Genomic DNA, 23,522 nt, shown 5'->3' on the forward strand with positions numbered 1-23,522 from the left:
ACGGAATACCCCTGCTGACGGAAAAATAATATGATTCAGCCAATTGGCTAGATCAAGCTTTAAAACTATACTAGCCCACAATATAAAAGACATGATAATAAAATTGTGTCTGGGCATTAAGAACACTCATGGCAGCACCGGGTGAAATCACCACGGTTGCCCCCTTCAAATCATATGAGGAGTCCTACATGGAACACATCGAACGTGAATCGATGGAGTTTGACGTCGTCATCGTTGGCGCAGGACCTGCCGGTCTATCTGCAGCGATCAAGATCCGTCAACTTGCAATTGAAAACAACCTGAATGATCTGTCCGTTTGTGTCGTGGAAAAGGGCTCCGAAGTCGGTGCACACATCTTGTCGGGTGCGGTGCTTGAACCGCGTGCCATGAACGAGCTGTTCCCGGACTGGAAAGAACAAGGTGCGCCTCTAAACGTTCCGGTGACTGAAGATAAAACCTTCTTCTTGCTTTCTGATGAAAAATCACAGGAAGCGCCGCACTGGATGGTGCCAAAAACCATGCACAATGACGGCAACTATGTCATCTCCCTTGGCAACGTGGTGCGCTGGTTAGGCAGCAAAGCCGAAGAGCTGGAAGTGTCGATCTTCCCGGGCTTTGCCGCTGCTGAAATCCTTTACCATGCAGATGGTACGGTAAAAGGCATCCAGACCGGTGACATGGGCATTGGTAAGGATGGCGAACCGACGCATAACTTTACTCCAGGTTATGAACTGCATGCCAAATACACCATTTTTGCTGAAGGCTGCCGCGGTCATCTCGGCAAGCGTCTGATTGAACAGTTCAATCTGGCCAAAGATGCCGATCCGCAGCATTACGGCATCGGGATTAAAGAGCTTTGGGAAATCGATCCTGCCAAGCACAAACCGGGCTTAGTGATGCACGGTGCCGGCTGGCCTTTATCTGAAACTGGTTCTTCAGGTGGCTGGTGGCTGTATCATGCGGAAAACAACCAGGTGACCTTGGGCATGATCGTTGATCTTTCCTACACCAACCCGCATATGTATCCGTTTATGGAAATGCAGCGCTGGAAAACCCATCCTTTAATCAAGCAGTATCTGGAAGGCGGCAAGCGTATTTCCTATGGCGCGCGTGCCGTAACCAAAGGCGGCTTTAATTCCTTGCCTAAATTTACCTTCCCGGGCGGCTCTCTCATTGGTGATGACGCAGGCTTCCTGAACTTTGCCAAGATCAAGGGTTCTCATACTGCAATGAAATCCGGCATGCTCTGCGGTGAAGCGGTGTTTGAAGCGATATCTGCCGGTGTTGCAAAAGGCGGTGACCTGGCGGTTGCCCGTGTGGTTGAAGGCGAAGATTTCTTTGTCAAAGAATTGACGGCTTATACCGAAAAGTTCAACAACAGCTGGCTGAAAGAAGAGCTGTATAACAGCCGCAACTTTGGTCCGGCGATGCACAAGTTTGGCCAGTGGATCGGTGGCGCGTTTAACTTTATTGACCAGAACGTATTTAAGGTACCGTTCACCCTGCATGACCTGGTACAGGATCATGCTGCATTGAAAACCCAGGCTGCTGAAACCTTTAAGCCGAACTATCCGAAACCGGATGGCAAGCTGACTTTTGACCGCCTGTCTTCGGTGTTTGTATCGAATACCGTGCATGAAGAAAACCAGCCGGCGCACTTGAAGCTGACCGATGCCTCGATTCCGGTTGAAGTGAACTTGCCGCAATGGGATGAGCCTGCACAGCGTTACTGCCCGGCCGGGGTCTATGAAATCATGGAAAATAATGACGGTTCCAAGCGTTTCCAGATCAATGCAGCCAACTGTGTGCACTGCAAGACCTGCGACATCAAGGATCCGTCTCAGAACATCACCTGGGTAACGCCGGAAGGCGGCGGTGGTCCGAACTATCCAAACATGTAATGTCCTTGCGGCAGGTTAAAACAGTGTTTTTCCTGCCTCCTCTTGCGAATGAGGAATATATTCCGCAAGTTCTCATCTCCGAATATGGAATAAAAATCCCCCTCACTGGAGGGGATTTTTTTATGTCATCTTAAAATGAACAACAGAATATTCTAACTTAGCCTTTCTTGACCAAATAATGAAACTCTTTATTGCCCGCTTCATCCAGTACTTCTTCTTGTAATAATAATTCATGACCCAAATGCATACAGAATTTTGGAATATCCCAAGACGTCGAATTATCCGTGGCAAACACTTCCACCACATCACCCGATTTTGATTTACGAATCGCTTGATGCAACATCATTACAGGTTCGGGACAACGTAGTCCTCGTGTATTCAGCTGAATAGTGGGAGTAACAAGCGGTTCAGACATTCTTAAACTCGGTATCAAAAAATCATTGCCATTTTAACATAAACTCAAATGCTGTCTTTTGCTTTCAAAGCCCGTATCCAAATGATAGAAAATGATGACTCATGCATTCATGAAATACAGCAATTTTATAGATAGACATCTATATTTTCTCGAGTATGATAAAATTTGTTTTTTTAGATATTAAGAGTCTTTAGGAAAGATCATGCACGAGGAATCAGGCCCGTCGTGGGGCATGCGTGGCTTACGTAAATGGTTAAGCACTGCACCCGAAACTCGCGACGAACTGCTAAAATTAGTACAAGATTCACGTCGTTTTTTAGAACCCGATACTGTTGCAATGCTTGAAGGCGTACTTGACCTTCCTGCGACAAAAGTCCGTGAGGTTATGACCCCACGTACCTCAATGATTAGCCTGCAAGAAGATGATCAGTTACTCGACATCTTGCATACCCTTATAGAGTCTGCGCATTCTCGCTTTCCGGTATTTTCGTCCGATCAGCCCGACAATGTAGTCGGAATTTTATTGGCCAAGGATTTACTGCCATTTCTAACCGAACGGAGCAATAAAGTCGATATTCGCATGCTTATGCGTCAACCGATCTTTGTCCCGGAAAGTGCCCGATCTGACCAAGTGCTTCGCATGTTAAAGAACACTCAAACCCATATCGCGGTGGTCATTGATGAATATGGCACAACATCCGGTCTGGTGACTTTAGAAGACATTTTAGAAGAAATTGTCGGTGAAATTGAAGACGAACATGATAAGGTCGATGAAGAGGCCCAATTCATTATTCCAGATAATGATCCTCAAACGGCGAATACCTGGCTTGTTCAAGCGCTTACACCAATTGAACATTTTAACAATGTTTTAGATGCTGATTTTTCCGATGATGAAGTAGAAACTGTCGGCGGTTTATTGCTTCAAGAAATGGGTTTAGTCAGCGATTTACAAGGTCAAATCATTGAACTTGAAAATTGGGAATTCACCATTGTAGAAGCAGATGCACGCACTATTCATCTGATTCGAGCTGTACGTAAATGAGAACATACTTTGATAAGCTGTTAAATTCCGCTCAACAAAAAAATCAGCTCCCGTTTATTTATCCTTTTTTAATTTCATTATTTTCAGGCGCCATGTTCAGTTTTGCGCTGGCACCTTATTATTACTGGTGGCTTGCACTGCTGTCCCCTGCCTTGCTCTATGTATCACTGCGTAAACGTTCGGCACGACAAGCCTTTGGCATTGGCTGGGCTTACGGCTTTGGTTTATGGTTTGTCGGTGCATTCTGGCTCTATACCTCAATCCATGTTTATGGTGATACCAGTGCCTTTTTAAGTGTACTGATGATCGCCTTTATGGCATTGGTAATGGGACTATTTACCGCCTTACAAACCTGGATTTACCGTCGATTCTTTCCTGAAACGCCACTGACTTTTGCACCACTTTGGGTGTTCTTTGAGTGGGCAAAAACCTGGGTATTTACCGGCTTTCCATGGTTATTTGTTGGATATGCCTTCACTGAACGTTTCCTGGATGGCTACGCGCCTTTGTTTGGGATATTCGGCGTATCGTTTGTAGTGATCATACTGGCCTGTGCACTGGTTGAAATTCTGAATAAACGTGTATTTTGGATTGTCCCTTCCGCGATCTTATTGCTCGGGGCTTGGGGAGCGTCATACCTCAACTTTGTTGAAAAGAAGGATGAGAAACCACTTTCAGTTTCGCTGATTCAAGGCAATATTCCGCAAGACCTTAAATGGCTGACCGAATATCAAGTCAAAACCTTGATGATCTATGCCAGTTTAAGTCGTACTGAATGGGGCCGTGATCTGATTATTTGGCCTGAATCTTCAATTCCGATGTTTCAGACCGATATCGAACCTTTCCTTGATGCCATGAAAGTTCAGGCAGAAAAATCTGGAACGGCATGGGTCACCGGTCTTCCTTATTGGGATTTGAAAGAATCAAAAATCGAACAGCAGCCGATGTACTACAACAGCATTATGGCGACAGGTGATGAGACTGAAGGCTTGTATAAAAAGCAACGTTTAGTCCCGTTTGGTGAATATATTCCTTTATCTGGCTGGCTCAGCTGGGTATTGCCCGCATTGCAAAATGATCCATCGATGAGTGGTTTCTCTCGTGGTGCACGTGATCAAAAACCATTGAATGTGAAAAACCATGCGCTAGGTGCGGCTATTTGCTATGAAGTGGCTTATCCAAACCTGACGCGTCGTAATGCCAGTCAAAGCGATTATCTGGTCACGGTATCCAATGATGCCTGGTTCACCGGAACTGCAGGACCGTGGCAACATTTACAAATGGTGCAAATGCGCGCTAAAGAAAATGGCCGCTGGTTTATTCGTGCCACCAATACCGGTGTAACTGCCTTTATTGACCACAACGGGCATATCGTGAAACAGGCACCTACTGATCAAACAGCAGTGCTTCGTGGTGATGTTCCAGCGATGCAAGGTGAAACCTTATATATGCGTCTGAGTGACTGGCCAATTCTAGGTTTTTCATTGTTGTTGTTGATTCTGGGCTGGATTTATCGCCCACGTAAGGTAGATGTGTCGTTTAAATCACGACGTTAAGCATTACGGTGTTCCCTCTACTGAACGAGCTTTAAAGCATTGCTTTTAAAGCGAAGTGCATGTGAAGGAAGGTAGGGATAGGATTTAAACTCCTCTCATCCTAAGCTTCGCCCAGAGGGAGAAGGCATAAAAAGGCTATAAAAAAAACCGAGGTCAATGCCTCGGTTTTTTATGCAATTGATTTTAAAACTGGGTCACTAAATAAGACATCATGGCTGCTAAAAACAGCATTGGGATATAACGATAAACATTCACTAAACTTTGTTCTAAAGCTGAAATCTGTTGTTGTTTTAAGCTGAGTACAGTCGCTTTTAATGCAGACCAAAAGCACAATATAAATAGTGCACTGAATAAACTGATGGCAAAAAAGCCGACCATAATCTGGCTACTTCCTTGCGTCGCATTCCATAAAGTTAAAATACCCTGACTTATGGGAAGCAAACTCAAAATTAAAAGAACAGACTTGAGCATTACCCCATGAAACTGGTTAATTTCATCCGATATGATTAATGCTTTCATTCGATTCTCCCCGGCAAAAACGTTGCCATTCAGAGCATTATGCAAGCTTTTTAATAAATAGAAAGTCTATTTATATTCACATTCAACGATTAATGTAACCATCAAACATGGTAATAATTCTTATTATAAATCTCAAACAGTCTTCATTATATAAATTTATTTTAATTCAATAACTTAATATATATTTTATAATTAAGATTTATTATCACTTCACTTAGCATTGAACAGGCAGATGAAGTGAAGTGATATATTCTACAGCTTTGAAATAAATAATGATTCTCAATTAAGGCTGATAATAAATATCGGCATCTGTACCTTCGCCGCCCTCTTTACCATCGGCGCCAAAAGAATATAAATCGAATGCACGACCTTCGGCACCTGGAATCACATATTGAATGTCATTTTCCCAACTGTCTTTTGGATAGCCACCTTTGACATAACCACCCTGCATCCAGTTTTTTGCAGAGGCAGGCTGATTCACCAGAGCATCTAAACCACCATCTTGCATGGATGGATATTTACCATTATCCAGCTTGTACTGATCTAAAGCGCCCGCCACACCTTTTAAGGTAATGGCAGAAGTATCAACTTTAGCTTTTTCACCACGTCCCATGACATTTGGAACAATCAGCGCAGCCAAGACACCTAAAATCACAATCACGACCATGACTTCAATCAGGGTAAAGCCTGAGGCACGATTCAGTCGAGTAACACTCGACCGTGCCGCAAGTCCGAAAGCTATGCTTGAGGAGGTTTGAACATCATTCACAACAATCTCTTTCTGGCGCATTTTAGCTTTATTCATATTCATCTCTTTCACGCAATTTTATTAAATCATATTATTCATATTCACAATCGGCAGCATCACCGCAATCACAATCACCAACACAATACTGGCCATTAACACCAGCATTAAGGGTTCAAGCAGTGCCAGCAAGGTGGAAATCAGTGTAGTCACTTCACGATCTTGCATGGTCGAGGCACGCTCCAGCATACGATCCAGCTCGCCTGATGCTTCACCACTTTTGATCATTTGTACCATCATCGGCGGGAAATAACCACTGCGCTCCAGTTGCGTTGCAAGGTTGCTACCTTCGGTGACTCTCTCTGCTGCGACATTGACTGAATCCCGAATCACCCAGTTATTACTCACCGCAGCACCAATTTTAAGTGCATCCACCAATGGCACGCCGGACTGGGTCAAAATAGATAAAGTACTGGCAAAGCGTGCTGCATTTATACCACGCGATAATTTACCAAATAATGGCAATTTGAGCGTTAACCGGTCAAATGCATAGTGCCCGGCCGAGGTTCTTAAAAAGCGGACTAAAGCTGTAAAACCAACGATACTTGCGACCAACAGAAATGGCCATGCCACACGAATAAAGTCACTGGTTTTCATCAGTGCCACGGTAATCCAGGGCAATGCATCTTTATTTTGATCAAAAGTTTTTACAATATCTGGAACCACATAGGTCATCAGTCCCATCACAATTGCAAAGGACATCAGCATGAGAATAATCGGATAAATCATCGCGCCCTGCACTTTCTTTTGCATGGCAAAGCGGTTTTCAGTGTAATCTGACAACTGATCCAGAATTAAATCGAGATGTCCCGAGCGTTCACCCGCGGCAATGGTGGCAATATATAAATCCGGTAAACGCCCGGCTTGCTGCAAGGCATTGGCCAGTGAATGCCCTTCCATCACTTTTGAGCGCACTGACATCAACAAATTTTGTACATGGGCCTTTTCACTTTGTTTGCCCACTGCACGCAGCGCTTCTTCTAAAGGAATCCCTGCTGCAACCAGAACTGAAAGCTGGCGGGTAAACAAGGCCAAATCATAAGCGGTGATTTTTTTCTGAAACCAGCGTTCTGAGTTATGCTTATCTTTTTGCTCAACAGGATCAACCGTCACAGGAATGAGCTCTTTGTCTCTTAACTGTTGACGAATCTGACGTGCTGAATCCCCTTCTAACACGCCTTTTTGCTGCTTCCCTGAAGCATCAATGGCAGTAAATTGATATGCAGGCATTGTGATGCTCTAATTTTCCAAAATTTCCTTCAGCGCTGTTGCGTCTGACCACCAAAATCATTCATATTCTTAGATATTCATGATTTGCTCACTCTAACATAACTCTATCTTTAGCACGACGAAATTTGATCAGGACGCTTTAACCCTTATTTATGCCAAATACACCATCGACTCCATCCGACATTTATCGCATCCGTGTTGCAGTGCCTGTACATATCTATGACTGCTTTGATTACATGCTCAGCGCTGAACAATACCAGCAAGCTGAAGTTGGGGCACGTGTTGCCGTGTCGTTTGGACGTCAGAATCTGGTCGGCATTATTGTTGAAAAATTAACAAGTGATACTCCGATTGATCCGCGTTTTAAGCTTAAAGCCATTAGCGAACTGCTGGATGAGCATGCCCTTTTAGATCAGAAAAGCTTAAATTTACTCACCTGGTCGGCTCAATATTACCAATTTCCAATTGGCGAAGTTTTCCAGAGTGCCTTACCGACCTTCTTGCGTCAGGGCAAACCGTATAATTTATTGGCGCGGATGTGGAAAGTTCTGGATTTGGCTGCTGAAGCAAAAGTAAAACGCTCTGAAAAACAGCAACAAGCCTATAAAGTACTGAAATTACACCCTCAGGGAACCACGGAAAATATTTTAAATCTGGCCGGCATTGAAACAGCGACGATCAAGGCTTTAGAGAAAAAAGAGATTATTGAATGTGTTCTGGAAAATCAGGATTTCAGTCCACAGCCGGTCACATTGGCGCAAATGCCATTAACGGCGAATGAAGACCAAAAGAAAGCAGTACAACAGGTGCTTAAAGCACAGAAAAAATATCAGGCTTTTTTACTGGATGGCTTAACCGGTAGTGGCAAGACCGAAGTCTATTTACAGATCATGCAAGAGGTGCTGAAACAAGGTAAGCAGGTACTGGTGCTGGTTCCTGAAATTGGTTTAACCCCACAAACCATTAGCCGTTTTCAGTCACGTTTCCATGGCAATATTGTGCTGCTGCATTCAGGTCTAAATGATTCAAAACGCTTGCAGGCATGGCAAGCCGCTCAAACCGGTAAAGCCTCGATTATTCTGGGAACCCGTTCTGCCATTTACACCCCCCTGCCGAATTTAGGTCTAATCATTCTCGATGAAGAACACGACCTCTCGTTTAAACAGCAGGAAGGTTTTCGCTATCACGCCCGTGATGTCGCGATGTATCGAGCGCATCTAGAAAGCTGTCCAATTATTTTGGGTACAGCCACACCAAGTATTGAAAGTTATGCACTAGCTGATTCAGGAAAAATGACACGTTTGGAATTGAATCAGCGTGCAGGTATCGCGCTGATGCCAAAGATACATCTGATTGACCTGAAAATTGCGCAAAAGCAGAATGGCATCAGTCAAAGCCTGATTGATGAAATACAAAAACGTCTGGATAAAAAAGAACAGGTGTTGGTGTTTTTAAACCGCCGTGGTTATGCACCGGTGCTGATTTGCGAGAGCTGTGCCTGGCAGGCCAAATGTCCGCATTGTGACGCCAACTTTACCGTGCATCGACAGCCGTATCAGCATTTGCATTGTCACCACTGTGGCAGCATTCACCGCCTTCCGGAACAATGCCCGCAGTGCAAACATAGCGAATTGAAACCGATTGGTCTGGGCACGGCTAAAGTTGAAGAAAATTTACAAGTCTTGTTTCCGAATTTTGAGGTGATTCGGGTGGACCGTGACTCCACCAGTCGGGTCGGCAGCTGGCAAAAAATTTATGACAAAATTCAGAAAAGTGAACCGATTATTTTGCTCGGCACCCAGATGCTGGCCAAAGGCCACCACTTCCCTTATGTCACCCTGGTCGCCATTTTAGATATTGATTCAGGACTGCTTAGTGTTGACTTCCGCGCGACCGAACGCACGGCACAACTGATTGTCCAAGTTGCGGGTCGTGCCGGTCGTGGAGAACGTAAAGGTGAAGTCTATTTACAAACCCTGAGACCGGATCATCCTTTACTCAACACTTTAATTGACAAAGATTACCGGCATTTTGCCAAACAGACCTTGAAAGAACGCCAAGCTGCATTACTTCCACCTTTTCGTTATGGGGCACTCATTCGCTGTGAATCGAAAAGTCAGGAACAGAACCAAGAGTTCTTGCAGCTACACGCCCAAGCCCTAAGACAGGTTTCTGAAAACCTGATTGATATTTGGGGACCGATTCCAGCCCCAATGGAACGCAAAGCCGGACGTTATCAGGCGCATATGGTGCTGTTGTCACAAGATCGTGCCCGATTACACTTTTATATTCGTGCCTGGTGGCAAAATATGTTGCATCAAAAGCCCTCAACCATGAAACTTACACTCGATATAGACCCTCAGGAATTAAGCTAAGTCAAAGCGGATGCTTTGCTTAAAATTTTTGGATTTAAAATAAATTCTAGGACAGGCCAATGTCGCTGCTATTACAAATTACGATTTTTCTTGGAGCTTCCTTACTCTTGGTTCCTCTGGCCAAGCGCTTTGGCATCGCCACCGTACTCGGCTATTTGTTTACAGGCATTTTGCTTGGTCCCAGCGCATTCAATCTTGCCAGCGACCCTGAAGCGATTCAGGAACTGGCCGAATTTGGCGTCATTTTATTGATGTTCATTATTGGCTTGGAGCTACGTCCACAACGACTGTGGGAAATGCGTAAATCCATCTTTTTGATGGGCAGCCTACAAGTCGGCATTACCGGTGTTATTCTGGCTATTATCATCTTTTTTGCCTTAAACCAAAGCCTTTCTGCCAGCTTTGTGATTGGAGCTGCGCTGGCTTTATCCTCTACCGCCTTTGTCCTGCAACTGCTTTCTGAAAAACAACAACTGAATACCACCTTCGGGCAGCAATCTTTTTCGATTTTATTATTTCAAGATATTGCCGCCATTCCCTTGCTGGCGATTATCCCCTTATTGGCCGGCACTGAATCGACCCATCATGGCGTTGCCTACTTTGCCGCAATCATTGCGACCTTTAGCGGCCTGTTCCTGTTTAGCCGCTATATGATGCGTCCTTTTTTCCGCTTTGTGGCTAAAAGTGGTGCACATGAACTGATTACTGCAGTGGGTTTGTTTATTGTCCTGGGCGTGGTTGCACTGATGGATGTACTCGGGATCAGCACGACTTTGGGGGCTTTCTTAACCGGGGTTTTACTTGCCGATTCTGAATTCCGCCATGAACTTGAAGCCAGCATTGCCCCCTTCAAAGGACTGTTACTCGGTCTATTCTTTATGACGGTCGGCATGACCACACAATTGTCTCTCCTGGTCGATATGCCCTGGATGATTATCGGTGGTGCACTCATTTTAATGCTGGTCAAAAGCCTGACCCTCACTGCAATTGCGCGTTATTTAAAATATTCATGGCGTAACAGCTTGCTGCTTGCGACCTGTTTATCTCAAGGAGGTGAGTTTGCTTTTGTGGTGCTCAAAGTGGCGGGGAGTGAAAAAGTCATCACCCAAGCGATTCTTGAGCCTTTAACATTGATTGTTACACTTTCAATGGTGCTCACTCCAATGTTGTATTGGATGATTAGCAGCTGGATTATTCCATTGATTGATAAAGAAAAAACTCCAGTCTACGATGAAATTCCAGATACCCATAACCCGATGATTATTGCCGGATTTGGGCGTTTTGGTCAGATCATTGCCCGTATTGCGCATTTACAGCATCAGTCCTTCACCGCAATTGACAGCAATCTGGAAAAAGTCGATTTCGTGCGCAATTATGGCGGTACGGTATACTATGGTGATGCCACACAACCGGATATCCTACGTTCTGCAGGTGTTGAACACGCCAAAGTTTTTGTTCTGGCGATTGACGATATTGAAGACTCGATGAATGTCGCACGCCATATTCGCTTAAACTATCCAAACCTGAAACTTTTGGTGCGTGCACGTGATCGTCATCATGTACATTTACTGCGAGATTTAGGGGTAGAACATATCTGGCGTGAAACCTATTTATCGTCTATGGGTATGGCCTATCGCGCTTTGCGTGAACTGGATATCAGTGAAGAAGATGCTTATAAAAGCATTGAATTGTTTCGTGATTACGATGAAAAATTACTGCTTCAGCAACAACGGGTCTATACCGATGAACAAAAGATTTATGAAACGCATCGTAATGCTTTAGCCGAGCTGGAACACTTATTTGAAAGTGATGCTCAAATTCGTCAAGAACCGACTGGCGTCAATTTGCAACGTGGCCTAGAACATCAGCGTATTGATGTCACAAGAGATGATAGTAACTAGCTTGTGTTTTACAATGTAGACACCATTAACACGGGCTATTGGAGAAATTTATGTCTGAATTACGTCAACGCTTTTATATTGAAAATTGCCCGATTCGGGGTGAAGTGGTGCATCTCGAAAAAGTTTTGCAAACCATTCTGGCCCAACGCGACTATCCGCAAGCGCTTCAAATCCTTTTGGGTGAAATGCTCAGTGCGACCGCCCTACTGGCCAGCACCCTTAAAATTAAAGGACGTATTAGCCTGCAAATTCAGGCAGCGGGCACATTTAAATGGGCCATGGCGGAATGCAACCATTTAGGTGAATTACGTGCTTCCGCTGACTACGAAGAAGATCCGCGCTTTTTTCAGGCACAAGACAGCAGTACGGTTTTCAAAGCGTTGGTCAGCCCGGTACTGTTTATTAATATTGAACCTGAATTTGGTGAACGCTATCAAGGTATTGTTCCTATTGAACACGACACGCTAGCCGGCTGTTTGATGCAGTATTATGATTTATCTGCACAAATTCCAACAAAAATCACGTTGGCCAGCACCACCGAACGTTCTGGCGGTTTACTCATTCAACTGTTGCCGCGCATTAGTGAAGAAGAGCAGCAACTTGTCGATGATGATCTCTGGCCACGCCTGACCATGCTGACTGACACATTAAAGCCAGAAGAACTGACCGACCTCGAAGCCACAGAAATTCTCTATCGTTTGTATAACGAAGAAGATGTTCGGTTACCCGAAGTTGAACAGTTAAGCTTTGGCTGTACCTGTTCTAAAGAGCGTTGTGCCAATGCACTGATTCAAATTGGGGTTGAAGCGGTACGTGAAACCTTGGAGTTTCAAAACCCGATTACCATGGACTGCCAATTCTGCAGTACGCATTATACCTTTACGGCTGAAGAAGCCTTTGGATTATTTGGTCAACATCTGAGTTAATTCAACTTCAAGTCCATACAAAGAGTAGCACTATCGCTGCTCTTTTTTATGCCTAAATTTAATGCCCCGTCTGTCTGCCAACCTGTTTAGATCTAGGTTAGTGACTTGTAATTTGGTTATTTTTAAGTAAAATTCCATACCGAAATAAAGCAAATAATCTCAATAAAGCTTTTATTTTTCATACATAAAAATAAATTAATGACTGGAATGTTTACATGAACACAAAAATAATTTTGAGTGGATTGGTGCTTCTTGCCAGCAGTATTCTTCATGCGGAAACGCCTGACTTAACCGGCACATGGAAAACCATTGATGACAAAACCGGATATGCACGTGCAGATGTTTTAATCACCCAGCAAAAGAATGGAACTTACCTGGGAAAAATTGTCAAAGTTCATGCCATTCCAAACCGCCCTGCCATTGATCATTGTAAAAAATGTAAAGGAGCATTAAAAAATGCACCACTGATTGACCTCCCCATCCTTTCAGGCTTTAAGCAGAACCCCAAGAACAAAGATGAATTTATTGATGGCCATGTTCTAGATCCACTTTCAGGTCATGTCTACCAAGGCAAAGGACGCCTGAATGCACGCGGAAATGTGCTTACCTTACGTGGATTTGTTGGCACCAGCCTGTTAGGTCGAACCGTGTCATGGATTAAGGTTAATTAAACTTATCTTCAGTCATCACAGGTTTTCATAAAAAACTTGTGATTTTATCTAGAGCATTTCTTAATTTATTTTTACGACCTTATTCACATAATAAAGTTATTAATTTTTATTTATTTAACTGGTAATACCCAGTTAAATTCGTTATAAATAAAACCATAATTTTTTTATGCCTTTATTGTGTTAGGTATTCTTTCTCTCATTTTTCTTGGGGTTAAACGGTTTATGAACTCAAAATTACGTACGTCTCTTTTTATGTTATTCACTGTAACCGTCAGCTGTTCTGGCTTTGCCTCTAGCGATCCTTTAATTGGCCAATGGAAAACCATTGATGACCGAACTGGCTACTCGTTATCGGATGTGATCATTCAAAAAGATAAGAGTAATCATTATTCCGCTAAAATTATTGATGTTCGCGCGGTACCTGGAGCCTATCTAAATACGGTTTGCGAAAAATGTAGTGGTACAAATAAAAATAAACCTCTTGTGGGCATGACCACGCTGTCTGGCTTAACCCTCAATCCGGAGAAGAATAATGAATTTATTGACGGTACTTTTCTAGATCCTGTTACCGGACAGCAATACCCTGCTCGTGCCCGACTGGGCAATCATGGAAAACATTTAATCATTCGTAGCTCTAAAGATGGCTCAGCGGTCGGCCGAAACATCACCTGGGTCAAAAATTAAATTTTCTAAAAGCCCTTTCTGGGCTTTTTTAATATCTAATGATCCAAAATACTAAATTAACAAGCATAATCCGTTATTTTTGTGAAATATTTGGCTTTTTATTTGTTTGATTTTTCAAGCAATTATCGTTATAAATTAGGCGTTTTACTCTAAAACTAAAAATATTTCATTTTAAGGGGGATTAATGCAGAATTTATATAAAGGCATTTTCGCAGGGGCAATATTGGCCACACTTTCTTGCTTCAGTTTTGCTGAAAACGGAACTGATCCTTTGGTCGGCAAATGGAAAACGATTGATGACCGTACGGGTTATTCGCGTGCCGATGTTGAAATTAGTAAAAAGCCAGATGGTAGCTACGAAGGCGTTATTGTAGCCACCCGCAATATTCCGGGAACCGAAAAAATGGTGATCTGTTCTAACTGTCCGGGTCACTTAAAAAATAAACCTTTTCTCGGTTTACCTTTTATCTGGGGATTTAAACAAAATCCGGATAACCCGCGTGAATTTAATTCTGGCCGGGTACTCGATCCTATTGGCGGTAAAATCTACAAAGGTAAGGCACGCCTAAGTGCAAGTGGCAAGCATTTAAATCTTCGTGGCTATGTTGGGGTATCCGTGATTGGACGCAGTGTAACCTGGATTAAATATTGATCTTGTTCAGTATTTCCAAAGGCTCCTGAAAGGGAGCTTTTTTTTCGTCATAATTTGAAACAATAAGGTACAGATCTACACTGTTTCAGTTTTATGAAAGGCACAATAATGATTAAAACCTAGCCAATTTTAGCTTCTTATTTTATGTCTAAAAGTCATTATGAAGTTCTTGGCATTACGCGTAATGCTACCCCAGATCAAATAAAGAAAGCCTATCGGAAACTGGCTCGAAAATATCATCCCGATGTAAGTAAGGAAGCGGATGCGGAAGAAAAAATGCAAGCAGTTAACGTGGCTTATGACACGTTAAGCCATGAAGAGAAAAAAGCTGAATATGATTTTCAGCTCGATCATCCTGAAGCTTTTTATCAGTCTGGGGCAAATACGGGAACAGGTGGCTTTGATAACGCACACTTCTACCGCCAGGGATTTGACCAGCAGGGCCATTCAGACTTTAGTGGCTTTGAAGATCTTTTCGGACGTTTCGGTTCAGGCTTTGGTGGAGGCAATTATCAATATCAAAAGCAGCAAAGACAGCAGCAGCGCAGTTATCAAGGGGAAGACCAGCATGCCAGTATCGAAGTCGATGTTACAGTTGCATACCATGGGTCAACCCAACAGATTACCTTGCAAATTCCGACTTTAAATGCTTTGGGAGAGCCTGAAGTTCAGCGTAAAACTTTACAGGTCAAAATTCCGAAAGGGATGAAGGAAGGTCAGCATATCCGTCTTGCAGGACAAGGTCAGACAGGAGTGAATGGCGGGAAAAATGGCGATCTTTATATTGAAATTCATTATAAAGATACCGAGAAAGTTCGAGTTGAAGGCGCCGATATTTACTACACCGTCAATGTTGCCCCCTGGGAAGCAGCACTAGGACAAAGTATTGAAACGTCAACGCCTGAAGGGAATAAGGTTCAGGTGAATCTGCCTAAAAATGCCAAGACCGGTCAGCAGCTTCGGCTAAAAGATAAAGGGATTCCCGGCAAAACACCAGGTCATCTATTCCTGGTTTTAAATATCGTGTATCCAGCTGCACAAAATGAACATGAACAGCAGGCTTATCAAGCTTTTGCGGAAGCTTTTTCAGCGTTTAAGCCTCGCAATGCTTAAGGAGAGAATCATGACCACTATTCATTATCGTGAAATTGTATGTGATGGGTCTCATCATGCCGAAGTTATTGATGAGCATCATAGTTTTGATTTAAAGCACTTTGCTGATGCCTGCGGACAAAGTCCGGAATGGGTTTTACAACTGCTCGAATACGATATTTTAGATACCCGCCCAGAAGAACGTATTCACCAGTTCTTTGGTGATGATGTTTCTCGTGCACGTCGGGCTTACCGTTTACAACGCGACTTTGATGCCAGCTTTTCTGCGGTGGCGATGATGCTAGATTTAATAGATGAAGTGCAAAAATTACGCAAGCAAGTTAAGCACATGAATGTAAAAGGTTCTTGATTGAGCCTTTTAAACTGGATCGTACTGTTCAATATGGCCAAGTACGTGATGGTTATTTTTATCCTAAAAACCCACTTTGTGAGAATAATCTAGGCTTATGAAAACCAAAGAATGCAATAAAAAAGTGAAAAAGATGTTTCCAGAACATCAGGAACTCATCCATAAACTACGTCATGATGACCCTCATTTTGCAAAAATATTTGAGAGTCATCAGGAACTGGATAAGGAAATCACTCAACTTGAACTCAATCCGGTCAATCTGATTAATGATGATATTGAGTCAATGAAGCGCAAAAAACTAAAAATAAAAGATGAGATATATAAAATACTGACGCGAACTGCTCAAGTGGTTGGTCTTTCTTAGCTTTCAATCTTAAAAAGTAAAGACAGATCATTCCACTTATCTGATTTCAAGTTTAGAGCAAGCTCTCTTGTTGCGCTTAAAAATAGGATTTCTTTTTATAAAAAGCGATTTATAAAAAGCAAAGCTCTATTTTAACTTGGTCAGTTTTTCAACTTCTTTCATGGTTTCTTTAACCGATTGCTTGATCGGCTCATAATCCAGGAACCAGAACAGATTCACGCGCTGATCTTTATGTTGTTGTGCCAACAGATCAATCACGCTCCTTTCCCCTCGCCCAACCAAATGTCTGCGATAAAAATAATAGACCAACAATACAGTAGTGATGAGCATGACGACCAGCATGCTCCAGAACCCGGTAGGTGATTTTAAACCTGGAATAAACTCAAAGTTCATTCCATAAATTCCGGTCAATAAAGTTAGCGGTGCAAAAATGGCGGTAATAATCGCCAAGATACGCATATTTTCATTGGTCTGGTTGGCGATGGCTGAAAAATGCAAGTCTATTGCAGCCTGAATAGAAGCACGCAGACGAACCGTATGTTTTTGAATTCTCTCCACATGGCTGACCAAATCATTCATGCGAACCAGCATAATATCCTGTCGTTCAGACCTCTTCTTGCCTTTTAAATGCGGGTAATTATCGACAATTTCATCGCGCAGTTCTTGTAAAGCATCAATCTGTTCTTCACAGAGATTTTCCACCTGTTGAAAAGACATGCTTTCCTGTAATAACTGATTCCACTTGGTAAACCGGCGATGGCCTTGCAACAATTCCTGCTGCCAAAACTCCACCCGTCGGGTCAACGGCACACGTAAATCCAGATAACCATCCACCATACTGTTTAGCAAGCGCAAGGATAAATCGAGCGGTGTAATCGGAAGTTTTCGTGACTTATTTTGTTCCTGAGTAGAACGGATAAAATTCATTTCAATACGGGAAATATAATTTTCCACCGCTTTATTGCCTTGCTCACGCACCGTAATCAGCACCTGAGGTGTCATGATAAAACTAATCGGTGTGGTGGCTAAGCCAAACGTGTTTTCATGCTGTTCAAGCGCCTGTTCACCGGTTTCTATGTCATCATCTGGGGTAATCAGTTTACGAAAAATAAGTAAATCATATTCGTCCATGGTATCAAATGCGCATGGATGCTCTAAATTGAGAATATCCTTGACATGAAATTCGTTTAAGCACACAGGCGTATGCTGATCTATTTCTTTTTGCCACGCCTCCGCACGATTGACCACATCAGCCCGAGTACAATCAATCCAGATAAATTCAGGCTCGGCTTCAGCATTTAGCTGTTTTTGTACAAAAATATGATGTTCTGTCGGATGTTGGTAGAAATAATAAACCTGCATTAAAACAATTCTCTATTCACAATTCTGCTTTTTTGTTGTTACTCGATAAGAACTTGGCTCATTCAATCTATCGGTCTTAAAATTATGAGCTGAGCCGAAGACTTAAGCAATCAAATAAGATTTTATTTCCAAATGTCCTGCTCAGTTAAACTGCAAAAAAAAGCCCTGAGCCAGCCAAAGTGATGACTTTGACGAAGCTCAAGGCTTTTCATGAATTTGCATTCACATGAGCTAACTCATGTGAATATTCAAACAATTATACTTGTTCGATGTCTTTCATTGTTAACTTGATACGACCACGGTTATCAACATCAGCAACTTGTACTTTAATTTCCTGACCTTCTGTCAATACGTCTGCAACATTGGCAATACGTTCGTTAGAAATTTGAGAAATATGAAGTAAACCGTCAGTACCTGGCATAATGTTTACAAACGCACCGAATTCAACAATACGAATCACTTTGCCCATGTAAATTGTACCTGGTTCGATTTCAGCAGTAAGCGCCTGGATTTTAGCAACCGCAGCAGCTGCAGCCGCTTTAGTTTCACCAAATACGCGAACTGTACCGTTATCTTCGATATCAATCGCTGCTTTAGTTTCTTCAGTGATTGCACGAATAGTCGCGCCGCCTTTACCGATCACATCACGGATTTTATCCGGGTTGATGGTGATCACTTGGAATGTAGGCGCATGCATAGAAATTTCAGGACGAGCGCGTGAAATCACTTGGTTCATGGCGTTCAGGATGTGCATACGACCCGCATAAGCCTGGTTCAATGCAGCTTCCATGATTTCTTCAGTGATACCTTCAATCTTGATATCCATTTGAAGCGCAGTAATACCGTTTGCAGAACCGGCTACTTTAAAGTCCATGTCACCTAAGTGATCTTCATCACCCAAGATGTCAGAAAGAACTGCGAAACGTTCGCCTTCTTTCACTAGACCCATTGCGATACCCGCAACTGGCGCTTTCAATGGAACACCTGCATCCATAAGTGATAATGAAGCACCACATACAGAAGCCATTGAAGATGAACCGTTAGATTCAGTGATGTCAGATACAATACGGATTACGTACGGGAAGCGGTCAGCTGGTGGAAGCACGGCTTGAACACCACGGCGCGCCAAACGGCCATGACCGATTTCACGACGTTTAGGACCAGATTCACGACCTGTTTCACCTACAGAGTATGCAGGGAAGTTGTAATGCAACATGAAGTTGTCAGTTTTAGTCCCTGACAAAGTATCAACCATCAATGCATCACGTGTGTTACCCAAAGTCGTTGTTACCAACGCCTGAGTTTCACCACGTGTGAATAATGCTGAACCGTGTGCACGGTCAAGAACACCAACCTGTACATCTAGACCACGAACAGTTTTCGTGTCACGACCATCAATACGCGGTTTACCAGACAAGATGTTGTCACGAACGGTACGGTATTTAAGGTCTTCGAATAATTCGTTCACTTCGTCAGCAATACCCGTTTCGTCATTTTCTGGAACGAACTGTGCAACTGCTTCAGCATAAAGTGCATCAAGCGCCGCATAACGGTCTTGTTTAACTGCAATTGTGTATGCTTCAGAGATTTTCGCTTCGAATGCTTCTTTAAGTTTGCCAAGAAGTTCTTCGTTCTTGGTTGGAGCAACCCAAGTTGATTCAACCGCGCCTGCTGCTGCAGCAAACTCTTTAATCGCTTGAATCGCGATTTGCATTTCGTCATGACCGAAAAGCACAGCACCTAGCATTTGGTCTTCTGAAAGCTCTTTCGCTTCAGATTCAACCATAAGCACTGCAGCTTCAGTACCTGCCACAACAAGATCAAGATCAGATTCTTTCAATTGTTCATGGTTCGGGTTAAGGATGTATTCGCCGTTGATTAGACCAACACGCGCGCCCGCGATTGGACCACGGAATGGAACACCTGCAATTGACATTGCAGCTGAAGTACCGAGCATTGCAGCAATATCAGCATCCATGGTTTTGTCAGACGAAATTACAGTGGCTGTTACTTGGATTTCGTTATAGAAACCTTCTGGGAACAACGGACGAATTGGACGGTCAATCAAACGTGAAATTAAAGTTTCAGCTTCAGACTGACGGCCTTCACGTTTACCATAACCACCTGGAATACGACCAGCAGCATATTGTTTTTCTTGATAATTAACAGTCAGCGGGAAAAAGTCCTGACCTGCTTTTGCTTTAGGCTGAGCTACGATTGCAACCAATACCGTTACGCCGCCCATAGTAATGACAACCGTGTTTGCTTGACGCGCAACACGACCTGTTTCAAGTACAACCTGGTGCTGACCGTATTGGAATTCTTTACGAATAATATTAAACATCGACATGTATTTATATTTCCTAGTTCTTGTGAACAACTATTCTAGTGGAGACCCCTAAGGTTTGGCATTCACATTACTCAACTGTAAGTATAAATGACAAAGCTTAGAAGCCGACCTCACCAGATTTTCAAAACACTAATTTAAGACACAAAGAAGGAGCGAAACAATCGCCCCTTCCCCTTACCTGGTTGGAGCCAGGTAGACTTTCTTTTTCAGTCTGACAGCATTCAAAATGCAATAGTCCGAAAAATAAGTTTAATCGAATTAACGACGTAAACCTAAAGCAGCGATCAAAGCGCTGTAACGAGTAGTATCTTTACCTTTAAGGTAGTCAAGAAGCTTACGACGTTGGTTAACCATACGGATAAGACCGCGACGGCTATGGTGGTCGTGTTTGTGTTCTTTAAAGTGACCTTGCAAATCATTGATTTGTGCAGTCAACAAAGCTACTTGTACTTCAGGTGAACCAGTGTCGTTTTCAGCGCGAGCATATTTAGCAACGATCTCTGCGCGATCTGCGTTTGTTAAAGCCATTCGATTTCTCCGAGATGCTTAAAAAATTACATATGATAGGAATCAATCGATCACTCAATTGACTGCCGTGCATCACTACAGCAAGTGCGCTATTTTAAGGGAAAAGTCAGGTGATTGCAAAAATAGAAACATGTTTTCATCTTTTTATTTCAATTCGCTGATCAATTACAGTTTTTCTTGTTCTATCTTTAAATTTAACTTAGCAATCCAGTCATAAAATTACGCCTCGCATATCCTTTGTTTTTTGTTATTTTCAATAAATATCATCTTAATCATGCTTAGTTATTATATACATCATAACAGTACAGGATAAAAAAAAAGCCCAAGCTAGGCTTGGGCTTTTTTGCGCTGTAGTTTCTTATGTTTTAATAATTATTATTTTATTTATAGTAATAATTTTCGCTTTTTCGTGGTTATTATTATAAACAATCCTTGTGTAACTGATCTTCCCTGTGTGATTGATTTTGCCATAAAGCTTTATGTAAAGAAGTCGCCTTTTACGTATCTATTTGTAAGCTTTTACGTACATTAGTTAGCTTTTCAGTACCATTTCAATGTGACTTTTTTAATAAATTTATTTAAATACAACAACTAATTTATAATTTAACATCTATTCAATACAAACCCTGACATTACAGCTTTTTTAAAATAAATTGCCGAGTCTGGTTATTATCCATGACAGATTAAGCAAATCATTTTGTGAAAAAGCCTAATGTTTTGCATATAAAAAAGCCCTGTAGTCTCTCCCAAAACTACAAGGCTTAGCGGCTGTAAGTTTCCTCTTTTTCCTTACTTCACTGTAAGTTCGCTGTCTTTCGACATTATTATTATATTTTATGGCGATTTTACCCAACTTTCCGTGTTGAGCTTTTTATGTGCAGCCATCATCTCAAAAACATTCATAAAGCTCTATGCGCCAATTTCTCGAATCGATGTAAGCCATTTCGTACAAAAGCACAGATTATTTATTTATCGTTAATAATTCCGGGAATAACCCAGCAAATTATTAACCTGCTCTAATACCCCGCTTTTTCTCATGGTTTTAACGGTTAAAGATTGTACTAAAGCATCTGGATCTGCCAAAAGACTCACCACCTTTTTGGCACGGGTAATTGCGGTATACAGTAATTCTTTACTTAATAAATCCTGTGCCATTTCATCCAAAACCACGGCAGTATGGGTAAATTCCGAACCCTGTGATTTATGAATCGTCAGCACAAATGCCGTTTCAATGCTCTTCGGTAAGCGGGTCGCAGGTACCCATTTTTCCAGACTGGGAAAATAAACCTCAAACTGAGACTGCCCATCACGACTGCGTTTAAAACAGATCCCGATATCACCATTCGACAAACCCAGCTGGTAATCGTTATAGGTCATCATTACGGGACGACCGACATACCAATCCCCTTGCTTGTTCATCTGTAGGGATAAAGCATCCAGTAAGCGCTGTTCGACTTGCAAATTCAGCTGGGTCAAGCCCAAAGCGCCATGTCGAATGGGAGTCAAAATTCGATAATCATCAAAAACTTTGACGACTTGTGGCACCCAAAGTTCAGGTTCATCGACCGTTAAATAGCTTTTCAAGACTTCAATATAATGCTGATAACCCAGCATCAGCTTGTCGTAATAGGGGCTTCGATCAAATTGCTTGGACATATGCTGTGGCAGATATTCCAGTTGAATTTGGTCATCCATTTCTGGGTGCAAAGATACCGATTTGATTTCACCTGAACGCACCACTTGCTCGGCAAACTTTTCTAACAACGCTGCAGCATTTTGACTGGGTGGTTGTGCTTGGATAAATTTCGCCATTTGCCCAATCAGAGCACCCTCTTTAAAACGGCGACTGGTGAGCAAATTCACCCGATTCTCGGCTAAAGCGGGAACTTGCTGCAAATCTGCCAGCACCGAACCGACATCAACTGCCGCCAGTTGATCAGCATCGCCCAATAAAATTAACCGTGCATGATCAGGCACCGCAGACAACAACATATTGGCCAGACTGAGATCCAGCATCGAGGCTTCATCGACCACAATCACGTCATAAGGCAAAGGTTGTTTGGCATGAAAGCGTGGCTGATAAGTCGTTCCCAGCCCCAATAAACGGTGAATGGTAATTGGATTGAGTTGTTTTAAATCATCAGTGACCAAGTCTTGCAATTTTTCATCATTCAGCGAGTTTTGCAGCGCCTCTTTCATCCGCTGAGCAGCTTTACCGGTCGGTGCTGCCATGGCAATGCGGATATTCGGCATCGCCTGATTCAGTACGGCAATAATACGTGCCAGCGTATAGGTTTTCCCGGTTCCCGGTCCGCCGGTAATAATGTTCAGCGCTTGCTTCGCCACCATACTTAAGGCTTGAATTTGGTGTTCATCAGTCAACAAATCGGGATAAGCCGAAATATCGACGGCTTCAATCTCTTGCTGTTTTAAGCGTACCACTTGCTGAGCCAAAGACTGTTCCAATGCCCAATAGCGATATAAATACAAACGGTTGTCTTCATAAACAAAGGGAGCAATCTGTTTCTGGATGTTGGAGACCGAAACCACTAAATCATGCAGGGTATCGGCTTGCGCTTGGGTTGCAGAAATACAACTGTCGCCTTGTTGAATCGCGCCTAGAACTTGCTCGATAATGTCGCTGCTATTTTCCTGCTGTGATGTATGACTAAAGGGCTTCTGGCGAATAAACTGACTCCAAGTGCTGATCCATGCAGCGCTTTGATCATCTTTATATTGTTTATTTTCCACACAGTTATCCTCAAAGTTATCCACAGCT

General features: G+C 42.8%; 20 protein-coding genes. 12 read left to right on the plus strand and 8 right to left on the minus strand.

What is annotated here, in order from left to right; translation table 11 throughout:
- Positions 1-188 precede the first annotated feature (188 nt).
- The gene (locus tag E0H81_RS02165; RefSeq protein WP_131316155.1) at positions 189-1,901 is read left to right on the plus strand and encodes an electron transfer flavoprotein-ubiquinone oxidoreductase; all 1,713 of its coding nucleotides are present in this window, start codon (positions 189-191) and stop codon (positions 1,899-1,901) included.
- 157 nt (positions 1,902-2,058) lie between these two features.
- On the opposite strand, the gene tusA is transcribed toward E0H81_RS02165, so the two are convergent.
- Entirely contained in the window at positions 2,059-2,316 is a 258-nt protein-coding gene (tusA, locus tag E0H81_RS02170) for a sulfurtransferase TusA (protein WP_004649978.1), read from the minus strand.
- Between the two features lie 202 nt (positions 2,317-2,518).
- Here tusA and E0H81_RS02175 point away from each other — a divergent pair, with 202 nt between their 5' ends.
- Positions 2,519-3,358, plus strand: coding sequence for a CorC family transporter (locus E0H81_RS02175; protein WP_131316157.1), 840 nt, complete (start codon positions 2,519-2,521; stop codon positions 3,356-3,358).
- Positions 3,355-4,914, plus strand: coding sequence for an apolipoprotein N-acyltransferase (gene lnt, locus E0H81_RS02180; protein WP_131316159.1), 1,560 nt, complete (start codon positions 3,355-3,357; stop codon positions 4,912-4,914). Before E0H81_RS02175 ends, lnt begins: the two co-directional genes overlap by 4 nt.
- Positions 4,915-5,097: 183 nt before the next feature.
- Here lnt and E0H81_RS02185 read toward each other — a convergent pair whose 3' ends face one another.
- The 3 genes from E0H81_RS02185 to gspF all read right to left on the minus strand — a co-directional run bounded on the left by E0H81_RS02185 (position 5,098) and on the right by gspF (position 7,468).
- Entirely contained in the window at positions 5,098-5,433 is a 336-nt protein-coding gene (locus tag E0H81_RS02185; RefSeq protein WP_131316161.1) for a hypothetical protein, read from the minus strand.
- A 283-nt stretch (positions 5,434-5,716) separates the two neighbouring features.
- Complete coding sequence (gene gspG, locus E0H81_RS02190) at positions 5,717-6,223, minus strand: type II secretion system major pseudopilin GspG (protein WP_280526097.1); 507 nt, start codon at positions 6,221-6,223, stop codon at positions 5,717-5,719.
- Positions 6,224-6,262: 39 nt separating this feature from the next.
- Positions 6,263-7,468 carry a type II secretion system inner membrane protein GspF gene (gspF, locus tag E0H81_RS02195; RefSeq protein WP_131316165.1) on the minus strand — a complete coding sequence of 402 codons (1,206 nt, stop codon included), beginning with the start codon at positions 7,466-7,468 and terminating at the stop codon, positions 6,263-6,265.
- A 152-nt stretch (positions 7,469-7,620) separates the two neighbouring features.
- Here gspF and E0H81_RS02200 point away from each other — a divergent pair, with 152 nt between their 5' ends.
- The 9 genes from E0H81_RS02200 to E0H81_RS02240 all read left to right on the plus strand — a co-directional run bounded on the left by E0H81_RS02200 (position 7,621) and on the right by E0H81_RS02240 (position 16,503).
- Positions 7,621-9,843, plus strand: a complete 2,223-nt coding sequence (locus E0H81_RS02200) for a primosomal protein N' (protein ID WP_131316167.1) — start codon at positions 7,621-7,623, stop codon at positions 9,841-9,843.
- A gap of 59 nt (positions 9,844-9,902) precedes the next feature.
- The gene (locus tag E0H81_RS02205) at positions 9,903-11,744 is read left to right on the plus strand and encodes a monovalent cation:proton antiporter-2 (CPA2) family protein (protein WP_131316169.1); all 1,842 of its coding nucleotides are present in this window, start codon (positions 9,903-9,905) and stop codon (positions 11,742-11,744) included.
- Positions 11,745-11,794: 50 nt separating this feature from the next.
- Positions 11,795-12,670: an Hsp33 family molecular chaperone HslO gene (hslO, locus tag E0H81_RS02210; RefSeq protein ID WP_131316171.1), complete on the plus strand. Its 876-nt coding sequence runs from the start codon at positions 11,795-11,797 to the stop codon at positions 12,668-12,670.
- Positions 12,671-12,885: 215 nt separating this feature from the next.
- Positions 12,886-13,341, plus strand: a complete 456-nt coding sequence (locus E0H81_RS02215; RefSeq protein WP_131316173.1) for a DUF2147 domain-containing protein — start codon at positions 12,886-12,888, stop codon at positions 13,339-13,341.
- 222 nt (positions 13,342-13,563) lie between these two features.
- Positions 13,564-14,025: a DUF2147 domain-containing protein gene (locus tag E0H81_RS02220; RefSeq protein ID WP_131316175.1), complete on the plus strand. Its 462-nt coding sequence runs from the start codon at positions 13,564-13,566 to the stop codon at positions 14,023-14,025.
- 184 nt (positions 14,026-14,209) lie between these two features.
- A complete protein-coding gene (locus tag E0H81_RS02225; RefSeq protein ID WP_131267910.1) occupies positions 14,210-14,677 on the plus strand; it encodes a DUF2147 domain-containing protein in 468 nt (155 codons plus the stop codon).
- A gap of 144 nt (positions 14,678-14,821) precedes the next feature.
- Positions 14,822-15,790 carry a DnaJ C-terminal domain-containing protein gene (locus tag E0H81_RS02230; protein WP_131316177.1) on the plus strand — a complete coding sequence of 323 codons (969 nt, stop codon included), beginning with the start codon at positions 14,822-14,824 and terminating at the stop codon, positions 15,788-15,790.
- A gap of 10 nt (positions 15,791-15,800) precedes the next feature.
- The gene (locus tag E0H81_RS02235) at positions 15,801-16,139 is read left to right on the plus strand and encodes a chaperone modulator CbpM (RefSeq protein ID WP_131316180.1); all 339 of its coding nucleotides are present in this window, start codon (positions 15,801-15,803) and stop codon (positions 16,137-16,139) included.
- A gap of 97 nt (positions 16,140-16,236) precedes the next feature.
- A complete protein-coding gene (locus tag E0H81_RS02240; RefSeq protein WP_131316182.1) occupies positions 16,237-16,503 on the plus strand; it encodes an HP1242/YdcH family protein in 267 nt (88 codons plus the stop codon).
- 126 nt (positions 16,504-16,629) lie between these two features.
- Here the strand turns inward: E0H81_RS02240 and E0H81_RS02245 are convergent, their stop codons facing one another.
- The 4 genes from E0H81_RS02245 to recD form a co-directional block, all read right to left on the minus strand.
- A complete protein-coding gene (locus E0H81_RS02245; RefSeq protein WP_131316184.1) occupies positions 16,630-17,865 on the minus strand; it encodes a magnesium transporter CorA family protein in 1,236 nt (411 codons plus the stop codon).
- A 256-nt stretch (positions 17,866-18,121) separates the two neighbouring features.
- Entirely contained in the window at positions 18,122-20,209 is a 2,088-nt protein-coding gene (gene pnp / locus E0H81_RS02250) for a polyribonucleotide nucleotidyltransferase (RefSeq protein ID WP_171458560.1), read from the minus strand.
- Between the two features lie 264 nt (positions 20,210-20,473).
- Positions 20,474-20,743, minus strand: a complete 270-nt coding sequence (gene rpsO / locus E0H81_RS02255; protein WP_067722305.1) for a 30S ribosomal protein S15 — start codon at positions 20,741-20,743, stop codon at positions 20,474-20,476.
- Between the two features lie 975 nt (positions 20,744-21,718).
- The gene (gene recD, locus E0H81_RS02260; protein ID WP_171458556.1) at positions 21,719-23,494 is read right to left on the minus strand and encodes an exodeoxyribonuclease V subunit alpha; all 1,776 of its coding nucleotides are present in this window, start codon (positions 23,492-23,494) and stop codon (positions 21,719-21,721) included.
- Positions 23,495-23,522 lie beyond the last annotated feature (28 nt).

Origin of the sequence: Acinetobacter terrestris, from assembly GCF_004331155.1 — a bacterium.
GTDB lineage: Bacteria > Pseudomonadota > Gammaproteobacteria > Pseudomonadales > Moraxellaceae > Acinetobacter > Acinetobacter terrestris.

Coding starts and splice junctions, on each gene's coding strand:
- E0H81_RS02200 (WP_131316167.1), top strand. CDS start 7,621: ATGCCAAATACACCATCGACTCCATCCGACATTTATCGCATCCGTGTT.
- hslO (WP_131316171.1), top strand. CDS start 11,795: ATGTCTGAATTACGTCAACGCTTTTATATTGAAAATTGCCCGATTCGG.
- E0H81_RS02235 (WP_131316180.1), top strand. CDS start 15,801: ATGACCACTATTCATTATCGTGAAATTGTATGTGATGGGTCTCATCAT.
- E0H81_RS02215 (WP_131316173.1), top strand. CDS start 12,886: ATGAACACAAAAATAATTTTGAGTGGATTGGTGCTTCTTGCCAGCAGT.
- E0H81_RS02230 (WP_131316177.1), top strand. CDS start 14,822: ATGTCTAAAAGTCATTATGAAGTTCTTGGCATTACGCGTAATGCTACC.
- lnt (WP_131316159.1), top strand. CDS start 3,355: ATGAGAACATACTTTGATAAGCTGTTAAATTCCGCTCAACAAAAAAAT.
- rpsO (WP_067722305.1), bottom strand. CDS start 20,743: ATGGCTTTAACAAACGCAGATCGCGCAGAGATCGTTGCTAAATATGCT.
- E0H81_RS02185 (WP_131316161.1), bottom strand. CDS start 5,433: ATGAAAGCATTAATCATATCGGATGAAATTAACCAGTTTCATGGGGTA.
- E0H81_RS02245 (WP_131316184.1), bottom strand. CDS start 17,865: ATGCAGGTTTATTATTTCTACCAACATCCGACAGAACATCATATTTTT.
- gspF (WP_131316165.1), bottom strand. CDS start 7,468: ATGCCTGCATATCAATTTACTGCCATTGATGCTTCAGGGAAGCAGCAA.
- E0H81_RS02165 (WP_131316155.1), top strand. CDS start 189: ATGGAACACATCGAACGTGAATCGATGGAGTTTGACGTCGTCATCGTT.
- E0H81_RS02220 (WP_131316175.1), top strand. CDS start 13,564: ATGAACTCAAAATTACGTACGTCTCTTTTTATGTTATTCACTGTAACC.
- E0H81_RS02225 (WP_131267910.1), top strand. CDS start 14,210: ATGCAGAATTTATATAAAGGCATTTTCGCAGGGGCAATATTGGCCACA.
- E0H81_RS02240 (WP_131316182.1), top strand. CDS start 16,237: ATGAAAACCAAAGAATGCAATAAAAAAGTGAAAAAGATGTTTCCAGAA.
- tusA (WP_004649978.1), bottom strand. CDS start 2,316: ATGTCTGAACCGCTTGTTACTCCCACTATTCAGCTGAATACACGAGGA.
- pnp (WP_171458560.1), bottom strand. CDS start 20,209: ATGTTTAATATTATTCGTAAAGAATTCCAATACGGTCAGCACCAGGTT.
- E0H81_RS02175 (WP_131316157.1), top strand. CDS start 2,519: ATGCACGAGGAATCAGGCCCGTCGTGGGGCATGCGTGGCTTACGTAAA.
- E0H81_RS02205 (WP_131316169.1), top strand. CDS start 9,903: ATGTCGCTGCTATTACAAATTACGATTTTTCTTGGAGCTTCCTTACTC.
- gspG (WP_280526097.1), bottom strand. CDS start 6,223: ATGCGCCAGAAAGAGATTGTTGTGAATGATGTTCAAACCTCCTCAAGC.